The sequence below is a fragment of the Bacteroides pyogenes DSM 20611 = JCM 6294 genome (genome assembly GCF_000428105.1).
GTDB lineage: Bacteria > Bacteroidota > Bacteroidia > Bacteroidales > Bacteroidaceae > Bacteroides > Bacteroides pyogenes.
Genome location: NZ_ATZH01000053.1, coordinates 1 through 12,547, shown reverse-complemented (window position 1 = coordinate 12,547; position 12,547 = coordinate 1). Strand labels below are relative to the sequence as shown.

General features: G+C 43.5%; 11 protein-coding genes and 1 pseudogene. 4 read left to right on the top strand and 8 right to left on the bottom strand.

Translation table 11 applies throughout. The annotated features are described in order from the left end of the window. Window positions 1-16 precede the first annotated feature (16 nt). Window positions 17-163, top strand: coding sequence for a transposase domain-containing protein (locus tag C234_RS18285; RefSeq protein ID WP_211231527.1), 147 nt, complete (start codon window positions 17-19; stop codon window positions 161-163). 289 nt (window positions 164-452) lie between these two features. On the opposite strand, the gene C234_RS17905 is transcribed toward C234_RS18285, so the two are convergent. The 6 genes from C234_RS17905 to C234_RS0112270 form a co-directional block, all read right to left on the bottom strand. Next, the gene (locus tag C234_RS17905) at window positions 453-590 is read right to left on the bottom strand and encodes a hypothetical protein (RefSeq protein ID WP_160169614.1); all 138 of its coding nucleotides are present in this window, start codon (window positions 588-590) and stop codon (window positions 453-455) included. 277 nt (window positions 591-867) lie between these two features. Continuing rightward, window positions 868-1,053 carry a hypothetical protein gene (locus C234_RS17575; protein WP_034541090.1) on the bottom strand — a complete coding sequence of 62 codons (186 nt, stop codon included), beginning with the start codon at window positions 1,051-1,053 and terminating at the stop codon, window positions 868-870. Window positions 1,054-1,578: 525 nt separating this feature from the next. Beyond that, on the bottom strand, window positions 1,579-2,535 hold the full coding sequence (locus C234_RS0112285; protein ID WP_027326011.1) for a D-2-hydroxyacid dehydrogenase: 957 nt from the start codon (window positions 2,533-2,535) through the stop codon (window positions 1,579-1,581). A 22-nt stretch (window positions 2,536-2,557) separates the two neighbouring features. Then, window positions 2,558-3,829 carry a replication-associated recombination protein A gene (locus C234_RS0112280; RefSeq protein ID WP_027326010.1) on the bottom strand — a complete coding sequence of 424 codons (1,272 nt, stop codon included), beginning with the start codon at window positions 3,827-3,829 and terminating at the stop codon, window positions 2,558-2,560. Window positions 3,830-3,840: 11 nt separating this feature from the next. After that, window positions 3,841-6,420 carry a DUF5686 and carboxypeptidase-like regulatory domain-containing protein gene (locus tag C234_RS0112275; protein ID WP_027326009.1) on the bottom strand — a complete coding sequence of 860 codons (2,580 nt, stop codon included), beginning with the start codon at window positions 6,418-6,420 and terminating at the stop codon, window positions 3,841-3,843. A 126-nt stretch (window positions 6,421-6,546) separates the two neighbouring features. Then, complete coding sequence (locus C234_RS0112270; protein WP_027326008.1) at window positions 6,547-7,629, bottom strand: UDP-N-acetyl glucosamine 2-epimerase; 1,083 nt, start codon at window positions 7,627-7,629, stop codon at window positions 6,547-6,549. An 81-nt stretch (window positions 7,630-7,710) separates the two neighbouring features. Here C234_RS0112270 and C234_RS0112265 point away from each other — a divergent pair, with 81 nt between their 5' ends. Beyond that, window positions 7,711-8,340, top strand: coding sequence for a trimeric intracellular cation channel family protein (locus C234_RS0112265; protein WP_027326007.1), 630 nt, complete (start codon window positions 7,711-7,713; stop codon window positions 8,338-8,340). A gap of 92 nt (window positions 8,341-8,432) precedes the next feature. Here C234_RS0112265 and C234_RS0112260 read toward each other — a convergent pair whose 3' ends face one another. Continuing rightward, window positions 8,433-8,924 carry a DUF4251 domain-containing protein gene (locus C234_RS0112260; protein ID WP_027326006.1) on the bottom strand — a complete coding sequence of 164 codons (492 nt, stop codon included), beginning with the start codon at window positions 8,922-8,924 and terminating at the stop codon, window positions 8,433-8,435. Between the two features lie 236 nt (window positions 8,925-9,160). Here C234_RS0112260 and C234_RS0112255 point away from each other — a divergent pair, with 236 nt between their 5' ends. Together C234_RS0112255 and C234_RS0112245 are read left to right on the top strand one after the other, a co-directional pair. After that, window positions 9,161-9,664: an RNA polymerase sigma factor gene (locus C234_RS0112255; protein ID WP_027326005.1), complete on the top strand. Its 504-nt coding sequence runs from the start codon at window positions 9,161-9,163 to the stop codon at window positions 9,662-9,664. A gap of 327 nt (window positions 9,665-9,991) precedes the next feature. After that, the gene (locus C234_RS0112245; RefSeq protein ID WP_027326004.1) at window positions 9,992-11,767 is read left to right on the top strand and encodes a biotin/lipoyl-binding protein; all 1,776 of its coding nucleotides are present in this window, start codon (window positions 9,992-9,994) and stop codon (window positions 11,765-11,767) included. On the opposite strand, the pseudogene mtgA reads toward C234_RS0112245, so the two are convergent. Next, window positions 11,764-12,294 (bottom strand): annotated as a pseudogene (mtgA, locus tag C234_RS16410) (monofunctional biosynthetic peptidoglycan transglycosylase); the annotation flags it as partial. The gene C234_RS0112245 and the pseudogene mtgA overlap by 4 nt on opposite strands. Window positions 12,295-12,547: the final 253 nt, after the last annotated feature.

Below are 12,547 nucleotides of genomic sequence, written 5' to 3'. Positions count from 1 at the left end.
GGCATACAGAGCGGCCATTGTATATTCCCTTATCGGGACCTGCAAGTCTGCCGGAGTTGACCCTAGAGTGTGGATGGAGGACGTACTGAGGAAAATACCGTATTATGAAAGGGATAAAAAGGATATGACAGAACTTCTTCCACGGAACTGGGTGAAATCATAACAAATCTGTTCCGAATTGATATAATTTGATGCTATTAGTCCCGACTCGGAGGCGAATCTGAACGAATCGTGCCCAGTCGGGACTAATTTTTTGTATTTTGCAATACGTACTTTACCGGAGGCTTACTTACAAACGGTGAACTCGAACCGAAACGATACGGGGATGGAGAAAGTTTGCAATATTCTGCCGCCTTCTTCTTTAATTTTTTGTTTAAAATATTCTTAGAAAAACCTGTCGGTTATTTCCAAGATACTGTCTTTAGCAGGCATCTTTTATTCTTTTGTTTTTTTCATCCCTGCCCCGCTCTTCCCGCTCCGTTTGTCTTGTTTGCAATAGATGCAGTAATCATAGTGTACAGTACGGAGTTTACCGCAATCAGGGCAGGTATATTTCTTTCTCTGCTGTTGCAAGAATGCTGTTTCTCCATATTCTTTAATATAGACAAGATTTTCAAGCATACTCATCGAATAGTTTGTCCGATATCTCAAATCCAGTTGTTTTAACCTTCTGCACGGAAACTTGGAACAGTCATAACAATACACTCCTCTTTGCTGACAATTCTGAATGACACAGTTGGTTGGTTTCTTCCTGCATCCGGGGCAATTCTTTTTTCTGTTCTGGAGTGAATGGCACAATTCACAATTCATTCCACAAGGGGCAATCGTTGTTATCATGTTTGCAGCATTTTAAGAAAGTCGGTTTCCCTACTTGGTCAGCCATAACCAATCATGCTTATCATCAATAAGAATATAGTATTTCGTATCCTCATATTCACAAAGATAGGCAAAAACCGGAGTAAACAATATGCTTAAGCTGAGTTTTTTATCGACAACGGCAAGCAGACTTGATTGTTTATGAATATTTCTTACACAAACAGATTCTTTTTCCATCTTTCTTCTCCCTGTTGTCAGTTTAAAAAGCGTTGTGAACAGGCGGAAATGAGTAGCATAAAACACATCGCTCCCGAGATGAGAAAAAAGGGTATATAAGACTATCAATGAGCAATATATGCAATACAATACAAAAATAGTTGAACAAAAATACAGTCATAGTGGCATTTTGGCTTTTTGTCGTTTTCAATGCTTTAAAAAAATCCGGAACATTTGCGAAAACGTTCCGGAAAAAATGCTTTTGAAATAGTAATATATTAATACATATCGAACGAATCACACAGTGTGGGTTTGAAAGGTCTGCCACCTTTTTAAAAAAGCCCGCCGTGTTTGATTTCAAAGCCCGCCGTGTTTTTTTCAAAGCCCGCCGTGTTTGATTTCAAAGCCCGCGGGCTTTTTTTCAAAGGCGGCGGGCTTTTTTCAGAGTCCGGCAGGGTTTTCTTCAGAGTTCCCGCAGACTTTTTTTTCAGAGTTCAGTGGGATTTTTCAGGCAATTCCTATCTTCTAAAATCAACGGACGTTAGTTTATTTGCTTACGACGTTTTCCGGCTTGCCGTTGATATATGCCTGCAAATTGCCCACGGCAAGATTGATGAGCCGTTCGCGGGCCGCTGTCGTAGCCCATGCTATATGAGGTGTGATATAGCAGTTTTTAGCCGTCAGCAACGGATTGTCGGCACGTGGCGGTTCGGTAGAAAGAACATCCACGCCGGCGGCATAAATTTTTCCGCTGTTGAGGGCATCGGCCAAGTCCTGTTCGTTGACCAACGGGCCCCGACCGGTGTTGATGAGGATGCTCGTGGGTTTCATAAGCGCCAGGCGGCGGGCGTTTACCAATCCGCGCGTTTCTTCGGTAAGCGGACAGTGCAGGCTGACGATATCGCACTCGCTGAATAGCTCATCCAGCTCTTTTTTCTTGATTTCGGGCGGCAGCTGGAAAGGAGATTTCGAAGTAAAAGCATATACTTGCATACCGAAACCTATAGCAATGCGAGCGGTGGTATATCCGGTGTTTCCTAAGCCTATCAAGCCGATTTTCTTATCGCGCAGAGCGATGAGCGGCGTATCGCGGAAGCAGAAGTCGGCACTTTGCGTCCACCGGCCTTTATGAACCTCTTCGGAGTAGTATCCCACTCGCTGTGTGATGTTCAAAATATGCGCGAACACCATTTGCGCTACGGACGAGGTGCTGTAGGCAGGAATATTGGTGACAACGATTCCCCGTTCCTTGGCTGCTGCCACATCCACGACGTTGTATCCGGTAGCCAATACCCCGATATATTTCAATGCGGGCAATGCCTCCATGTGCTTTGCCTTTATCACCACCTTATTCGTCAGAACAACTTCCGCTTCCGCTGCACGTTCCAATAATTCTTCAGGAGCTGTGCGGTCGTAAATCGTACATTCTCCCAGAACCTTCAATGCTTCCCATGACAAATCGCCGGGATTGGCGGTAAAACCGTCTAAAACTACTATTTTCATGTCTATCTTATAATTTTGAGTGTTATTCTTCAAATTTTTCTCCCCACAACTGTTTCATCCGTTCCGCATGTTTTCGCTCCGCCGGGTTGTTTTGAGGGTGCCATATTCTTGTTTCTTTCAAATCATCGGGCAGAAACTGCTGCTTTACGAAATTCCCCTCGTAACTATGCGCGTATTTGTATTCCTGACCGTAGCCCAATTGCTTCATCAGCTTGGTAGGCGCGTTGCGCAAATGAAGCGGTACGGGAAGGTTGCCGGTAGAACGCACCAACTCTATCGCATCGTTAATGGCAGTGTAGGCAGAGTTGCTTTTGGGGCTGACGGCGAGGTATATCGTTGTTTCCGCCAAAGGAATACGCCCTTCGGGCCAGCCAATTTTCATCAGCGTGTCGAAGCAGGCATTTGCCAGAAGCAAAGCGTTGGGGTTTGCCAAACCGATGTCTTCGGCCGCCGAGATTACCAGCCGGCGCGCAATGAAAGCGGGATCTTCTCCTCCTTCCACCATCCGGGCAAGCCAATAAATTGCTCCGTCCGGATCGCTTCCCCTGATGGATTTGATGAATGCGGAAACGATATCGTAGTGCATTTCTCCGTCTTTATCGTAGGCCAACGGGTTTTGTTGCAGGCGTTCGGTCACCATATCGTCGGTTATCACAACGGGATCTTTCGCTTCCGACTCTACGACAAGTTCCAGAATATTGAGCAATTTGCGGGCATCTCCCCCCGAAAAGCGCAACATGGCATCCGTTTCTTTCAGTTGAATATCGCGTGTTTTTAAAACGTTGTCGACAGTGAGCGCACGTTGCAACAGTTCGAGCAGGTCGTCTTTTTCCAAAGATTTCAGCACATACAACTGGCAACGCGAAAGAAGAGGGCGGATCACTTCGAACGAAGGGTTTTCGGTGGTCGCTCCGATAAGGGTAACCACACCCTGTTCCACCGCGCCCAAAAGCGAGTCTTGCTGGGATTTGCTGAACCGGTGGATTTCGTCGATAAACAAAATGGGGCTGGCTTGCGAGAAAAAACGGTTGTTTTTGGCACGCTCTATGACTTCTCTTACGTCTTTCACGCCCGACGTCACCGCGCTTAACGTATAGAACGGCGTTTCCAGTTTGTTGGCGATAATCTGGGCCAGCGTTGTTTTCCCTACTCCGGGAGGTCCCCAAAGAATAAATGACGAGATACGCCCCGCTTCAATCATTTTCCGCAGAATCGCGTCCGGTCCGACCAGATGTTTCTGACCGATATATTCATCCAACGTTTTAGGGCGTAGCCGTTCGGCAAGAGGTTGCATATCAAAAGTCTTTAAAACACCATCAATACCATAAACCGGATGCCGTTCTTATTGATATTCGGCTTGTCGCGATAGGTAAAGCGGTGCACATATTCTATATGTAGTAATTTAAAAATATTGTAGATACCCACACTTCCTTCTATATAAGGAATCTTGGAATCCATCACGAAGCTGGTATATTCTCCGTTTCGCGCAGGAAAACGGAACAATTCGGGGTTATTGCTCTTGAAAGGATTGTTTTTATCGGTAAGGCTCCCCCACAGCGTGCGGATACGGAACATTTCCCTCCATTTCAAGTTCTTCAATAAAGGAATGCGGTTGAAAAGTTTGCCATTCATATCGTAAGATAAAGAAAGAGAGGCAAAGCGGTCGTTCAGAAATTCCATATTGTTGATCAGGCAAAACGTTTCGCGTTGCGTAATATAGGAAAGATTTGCCTCCGGAAGAATCAGGAACGGGAAAGGAACGGTATTCCATTCTGCGCCGGCTTTAAGGCTCATGTCGATCTTACCCCATGAGGCAGGCAGCCAGAAACGTTTCCATACGCTTGCTTCGGTACGGTTGAAGTTGTATTCTCCGCCTAAGACACCCTTGATGCCGATGGTGTGGTTGAGAGTGAAAATCGGAGCGTCTAATGACACGGGAACCCGCCTCTGTTTTGAATTGACGAAAGACTCTCCCGGCGCATAACGAAGGGTGACGCTGGCCTCGCAAGTGGTGATGTCATGAATGGGAACGGTATTTTCCACATTGGGCAAATATTCCAATTTCCCGGCAGGCTCGTCGTTCCTCCACCGGAACATTGCTTTCACTCCCAAGCCGGTTTGCGATTCCAATTCGTAATTGAGGGTAGCGTCACGGATATACGACATCTGGTCTACGGTAGTGGTTTTGAACGAAACAAAAACGTTGTCTTTATCCGTGAACAGGAATTTATCCATCGGCGACATCACATCATAGCTGTATGAAGCCGAAATATGATGTTTGGGGAATTCCCACACCACGTAATCCCGTTTATTGAAAGAATAGGTCACCGTGCCTCGGTATTTCCAACGTCGATCTTTCAAGCCATAAGCCCCGTATCCGCTCAAGAACCAGTGAGGATGAAAATGGGCTGTGGTCATTCCGCTCAACCGAAAGCGGGTTCCGTCGATATAGTTGCCCGAAATCATCGTATTGATAGGACCTAAATCGAACTTGCTCGGATTCTCTTTGGTTCCTCCTATCTCCACAAAGTTTTCAATCAAAGCCTTCGCCCCGAAAATGATATATTTGAAACCCGGAATCTGCTCGATGCGGTTGATGAAGACATCCATGTTGCTTTCCGTCTTGGTCAGAGGCACTTCCCGTACGCTTGCCCAATATTCGTCGCTCTTTGAAAGCATATCGGCTTCTTTGATGACAGGACCTTTGAAACGGAACAAACGGGCTTCTATCGGATCGAAGTTATAATTGCTGTATTTTATCACCCGCTCTACTTGCACCCCTCCGTTGGATTTATTCGTATTCCATGAGAGATCTACGGTCATATCGTCGTTGACCAACACCCAATTGCCGTTAGGGAGCTGTTTGTACTGTTGCACAATGTCCATTTGGTTGACGAAATTCACTCCGGTCTTCTTAGGCAAATTCATCGTACATTTCTGTACCGCATAAGTAGAATCTTTCAATACATATAAATGTCCGGTAAAACCGAAATCTTGAGAATTCTGAGGAACAAAAGAGAGGTGAACGCATTCCCGGTTGTCGACCATCAATGTGTCCATCAGGTAAAACTTGTAGAACGAAATGGCATTGACTCCGATAGGGCTGACAAAACGTTGTTGCAGAAGTCGGATTTCGTCGTCATAGATGTTGATATCGGAAAAAACATCTTTGAGCACCGTCCCCAACATATCGCCCGTAGAAAAGAATTCTTCGATGCCGTTGGAGTTGCGCCCTTTAATAATGGTCTTCTTGCTTTCGGGAGATTTCCGGAAGATTGTTTGCGAAGCCGTTTCCTGAACCGAAATGGGCAGGATGAGTTTCTGCGTGGTTTCCGACACTTCGACCTGATCTTTCAGGAAAGCATACTTTTTATATATCCCTTTTTCGAGCTTTTCCGGCGTCAGGTCGTTGATGGACATCTTCATCTTTTCATACTTGTCGTACCGGTAGTAATCGTTGGCTTCGAGAACCTGGACCTTTTTATGTTGAATGACTTTTTTCATGAACTCCACCGCAGGATTGTTTTTCCGGGAATATTTTTCTTTTTGCGGCTTTACAACAACTTCTTTCAACAACACATTATCCGGAGCCAGCTTCACGTTAATAGTTTGATTTCCCGCCCCGATCTTTACAACCTTGCTGCTGTATCCTATAGCAGAGAAGACCAGCTTTTCTCCGCTTCTGCGGGCGCCGAGCTTATATTCTCCATTGATATCGGTAATGGTGCCCACATCCCGTTTGTCCTGGTAATAGATGGAGATGTACATGAGCGGCTCGTTGGTGATTGAATCGGTAACTACTCCTTTTATTTGTTGTGCAAAGGTGTTTGGAACAACCCATGCGAATAGAAAAAGTACCGTTATTTTAGCATATAATAATTTCATAACGTCAATAGTAGATTCGCTAAGATAGCAAATAACTTTAAGTGCATCCGGTTATATAACGTTTTTTACCCATCTCTTTGGATTTACAAACTCATTTTAAGTATTCAACACACACGGTTGTTGTCGTTACTCTGTCAGAATCTGCACGATTCGTTCTGCCGTACGTCCGTCCCAACGTTCGGGCAATTCGCCTTGTTTCCACTCGCCTTTCATCAATTTGTCAACCGCCTGTCTCAAGGCTTCAGGATCCTCCCCTACCAGTTCGTTGGTTCCCAGCCGCCATGTTTCAGGATGCTCCGCATACGTGTTCAGCGTAATGCACGGAATGCCCAAGAACGTCGCTTCTTCGGCCACGTTTCCGGAGTCTGTGACAATGCCTTTCGCTTTATTCACCAAATAGCCGAAAAAAAGATAATTCTGAGGCGGCATGATGTGAAAATTGGGCGCTTCGAAACCTGAATCTTTAATGGCATCGCGCACATAGGTATGAAGCGGCGCCACGATGGGCATTCCGTTGGCTTTATCGACAACGGCTTCCAATAATTGACGCAAATTGTTTTTATTATTCAAAATCAGGCGTCGGTTAAGAGTGAACAACAAATAGTTTCCTTCTTCAAGACCTAAGACGGAGAACCAAATGGGCTTTAACAGGCGATTGCGATTATAGCGTATGCTGTCTATCAAAATGTTGCCGACATAAAAAACGTTTTCGCTTTCCGTTCCGGTCTGATTCAGATTTCTGTTGGCCACCATGCCTGCCGTAAACAAATAATCGGATAGACCATCCGTTATCATGCGGTTTACTTCTTTAGGCATGTTCATATCAAAGGAACGGGTTCCCGCCACTAAATGCGCGACTTTTACCCCCTGCTTTTTCGCCACAATGGCGCAACTCATGGTCGCGGTGAGATCATCGACCACAAGAACTACATGGGCCGGGTTTTCCGTTAGTTCTTTTTCAAAGGCAATCATGATTCCGGCTGCGAGGCTGACAGAGTTACCGCTTTCGATACCCAAATAAGCGTCCGGCGCTTTCATTCCGAGATCTGAAAACAAAGATGCGTCCAGACTCGTGTCGTTTTGCTTACCTGTGTATACTAATCGGTAAGAGATTAGTTTACCCTGCGCGCGCGCAGCTTCGACAGCACGTGTAATGGGAGCTATTTTCATGAAATTGGGGCGTGCCCCGGCAACAATTGTTATTTTCATATTTTTCTATCTATTTCGTGAAGCAAATGTACATTTTCTTACGGAATTTATTTGTTACTTTGCACATAAAATAACAAATATATGCCCACATTCGTTCAAATTTTGGATTTTATAGGCACATTTGCCTTTGCTATCAGTGGTATTCGGTTGGCTTCGGCTAAACGCTTCGATTGGTTCGGTGCTTATGTCGTAGGATTTGTGACCGCAATTGGCGGTGGTACCATACGTGATGTCTTACTCGATGTTACTCCCGGCTGGATGACCAATCCCATCTATTTAATATGTACAGGCTTGGCGTTGTTGTGGGTGATTTGTTTCAGCCGTTCGTTGATACGTCTCAACAATACTTTTTTCATTTTCGATACAATCGGATTAGCTCTTTTTACAGTTGTGGGTGTGGGAAAAAGCCTGGCATTGGGGTATCCTTTCTGGGTAGCCATAATTATGGGAGGAATGACCGGAGCGGCGGGCGGAGTAATTCGGGATGTCTTTATCAATGAGATTCCGTTGATATTCCGTAAAGAAATTTATGCCATGGCATGTATAGCAGGAGGAGTGGTATATTGGTTATGCGATGCGATACATTTAGAATCGTATGCCTGCCAAATGATAACCGGAATAACCGTTTTTCTTTCACGCATTCTGGCTGTGAAATATCACATTTGTCTGCCGACTTTAAAGGGAGGAGAAAATGCGGCAAATGCCGATTAACCGTAATCGGAACGCGTACCGAAAACAGACTTGCGGCATTATACGATGAAAAAAATCTCTCCGGAATTAAAGAATAAGACAGTACGGAAGTGTCAATTGTCGAGAGCTATTTCTCCGCGAAAACTGATGGCTTGCCGTTTCTGCATGGTGACATCAATCGTAACCGAACCATTGTCGAACACCTTTATATTAAAATTGCAATAATCTTCCGGACTACGGGCGGAAAACCTTATTGCAGCATTCCCTTTAGGATGGATATCCATTCGGTAATTTTCAATAAGGGCATTGAAAATCAACCCTTTTCCACCTCCGTAAGGAATATTGTACGCTCTGCCGTAATATGGGAGATAAGAAAAAAGAGAATCATTTTTAACTTCCAATGAATAAGGTGTGGAAAGAGTAATGTATTGCCCGCCCATAGGTAAGGCAGCATCAACGTTTATTTTGTAGTTCGCCGATTCCAGAACACCTGTTACGGCCTCTTTCTTCAACTCTTTCTTTTCTTTCTTATTTTGCCCCGAAAGCGTAGCTATTCCGATTCCGAATCCAAATAATGCGATAAATAAATGTCTTTTTGCTTTCATTCTTTTATCCGATTGCTTAATGCCGTTTTTATCTCAATTATATATATTAATAACGTCTCAAACATAAAAAAGATGTCTCTTTGGCTCTAAAAATATTGAAAAAGAAAGATATCAGTAATAATTGATAACTTTCTCACTAAAAAATGATAAAAATCACCCCATATTATTGTAATGAAATGTCTAAATTGCACCAATTACAGAAAAAATGAATATTAACCGTAAACTCTTAATAATATATGAAAAGTTTAAGTTTTAGAAAAGATCTTATCGGAGTCCAAGAAGAATTGTTGCGCTTTGCGTATAAATTGACCGCAGATCGGGATGAAGCCAATGATTTGTTGCAGGAAACATCTTTGAAAGCTTTGGATAATGAGGAAAAATATGTACCCGATACAAATTTCAAAGGATGGATGTACACAATTATGCGCAATATTTTTATAAACAACTATCGAAAAATAATACGGGACCAAACTTACGTTGATCGTACAGACAATTTATACCATTTGAATCTTCCTCAAAATTCAGGATTCGATAGTACCGAAGGTGCGTATGACTTTAAAGAGATGTATAAGATTATACATTCGCTCCCCGAAGAATATAAAATTCCTTTTTCCATGCATGCCTCCGGATTTAAATATCGAGAAATTGCAGAAAAACTGCGATTGCCCTTGGGCACTGTCAAAAGCAGGATTTTTTTTACTCGCCAACGTTTGCAACAGGAACTGAAAGATTTTATGTAAGAAAGACATTGCAATAAAAAAGATGCGGAACCACCAGATATTTTGGGTGTTCCGCGTCTTTTTTTGCGACAAGATGGAATGATCGTCTGATTCTATAATTGAATAACCGGGCATAATATTTTCTTGAACTTGAATGTGATTATTACACGCTCGAAAATGCTGAGTTTATAGAGTAAAAAAGACGAAAAACTCTGATAAATCACTTACTTTTGAAACGAACTTTTTTTTATTGAATATTTTCCATTTGTTTTTCATTATAACGTCAAATGATTCTGTATATTTGCAAAAATCAGTTAACCAACATACTAAAATCATCTAATTCACATCATGAAAAAAGAAATCAAATTCAGTCTTCTTTATCGGGATATGTGGCAATCGTCCGGTAAATATCAGCCTCGTGTTGATCAGTTAGTAAAAATAGCACCGCTAATCGTCGAGATGGGCTGTTTTGCCCGGGTAGAGACAAACGGTGGTGCATTTGAACAAGTAAATTTGTTATACGGTGAGAACCCGAATGTCGCGGTGCGTGCCTTTACGAAGCCTCTTCGTGAAGCCGGTATCCAAACCCATATGCTCGACCGGGGACTGAATGCCTTGCGGATGTATCCTGTTCCGGCAGACGTACGTCGATTGATGTATAAAGTGAAACATGCTCAAGGCGTAGACATTACTCGAATCTTTTGCGGACTGAACGAAGTAAGGAATATTATTCCTTCTATTCATTATGCTCTTGAAGCGGGAATGATTCCCCAAGCTACCTTGTGTATCACTTTCTCTCCGGTACATACGGTAGAATATTATACAGATATTGCCGGCCGGCTGATAGAAGCAGGCGCTTCGGAAATATGTCTGAAAGACATGGCCGGAATCGGACGCCCCAAAATGTTGGGTAGGCTGACAAAAGCGATTAAAGACCGCTACCCGGAAATAATCATTCAATATCACGGACATAGCGGTCCCGGACTCTCAATGGCTTCAATTCTTGAAGTTTGTGAAAATGGAGCCGACATTATAGATGTAGCCATGGAACCCATATCTTGGGGAAAAGTGCATCCGGATGTAATATCGGTGCAAGCGATGCTGAAAGATGCCGGTTTCCAAGTGCCGGAAATCAACATGAAAGCATATATGAAAGCACGTGCCATGACACAGGAGTTTATAGACGACTTTTTAGGATATTTTATGGATCCTTCCAATAAACACATGTCGTCGCTGTTGCTAAAAAGTGGTTTGCCGGGCGGAATGATGGGTTCCATGATGGCAGACTTGAAAGGTGTGCATTCGGGTATCAATATGATTTTAAGAAACAAGAACGAAGCGGAACTCTCCATTGATGATCTTTTAGTGATGTTGTTTGACGAAGTGGAGTATGTTTGGCCTAAACTTGGTTATCCTCCTTTAGTAACTCCTTTCAGCCAGTATGTGAAGAACGTAGCTTTAATGAATCTCATGGCTCTTATAAAAGGAGAAGAACGATGGAGTATGATCGATACGCATGCTTGGGACATGATTCTTGGCAAAAGCGGTCGACTGCCCGGAACACTTGCTCCTGAAATTATAGCTTTGGCTAAAGAAAAAGGGTATGAGTTTACAGACGAGGATCCGCAAAAGAATTATCCGGATCAATTGGATGAATATAGAAAAGAAATGGAAGAAAACGGTTGGGACCCGGGACAGGATGATGAAGAATTGTTCGAATTGGCCATGCATGACCGCCAATATCGAGACTATAAATCGGGAATTGCCAAAAAACGTTTTCAAGAAGATTTGCAACGCGCAAAAGACGCGGCTCTTGCCAAACAAGGATTCTCGGAAGAGGATGTGAAACGATTGAAGCGCGCTAAAGCCGAACCGATTACAGCGGCAGGAAATGGCCGGATGATTTGGGAAATAGACGTGCAAGCACCTTCCATGCCTCCTGAAATAGGACGTAAATACAATCCGGATGACGTTTTCTGCTACATTGCCACTCCATGGAATACGTATGACAAAATATTAGCGAACTTCAGCGGACGTATCATTGAAGTCTGCGTCAAACAAGGAGAGTCTGTAAGAAAAGGAGATGTATTGGCCTATATTGAGAGATGTGAAGGCTTCGCTTAGTTTTTTTCTTTTAACGGCGGAAATCGGGGAACCAGATTCATTAATCGAAGGATCTGGTTCTTCCTTTTTATTATATAAGGCGACGGTTTTGCGGAATCAAATCTTAACGGATTGGGTAATGTGGCGGCTATGAGAGCGCATTGCTCCCGGCTCAGCCTAAGGGCGGTTGTACCAAATTTATATTTCGCCGCCGCTTCCGCACCGTAAATGCCTTTACCCATTTCAATAGAGTTGAGATATACTGTCATAATCCGCTCTTTCGACCAGAATAGTTCGATAAGAAAAGTAAAATAGGTTTCAAAACCTTTTCGAATCCACGAAGATTGTGGCCATAAGAACACATTTTTCGCTGTTTGCTGACTAATGGTGCTCGCTCCTCGTCGGCGTCTCCCCTGCTCATTTTCTTTCATCGCTTTCTTAATTTCAATAAAATCAAAACCATTATGCATGGCAAAACGGTTGTCTTCAGAAGCGATTACAGCCATTGGAAGGTGGGGAGAAATATGATCAAAAGAAACGGAGGTGTGTCAAAATGCACACCTCTTTTTTTATGCACAAAGCCCCGACTTTCACAAGCTGGGGCTTTGTTATTACCTAAAGATTTTGTATCTTTAAGCATAACATTTTATACTATGACAAAGATACATTTTCGTCCTTACAATCCCAACCAAACAGTGCTTTTTCCTCAAAGAATTGACGAGGATATTGCAGAGAACGATCCGGTGCGCATGGTTGACGCACTGGTTGAGAGCCTGAATCTTGAAAGTTTCAGAAAGTTGT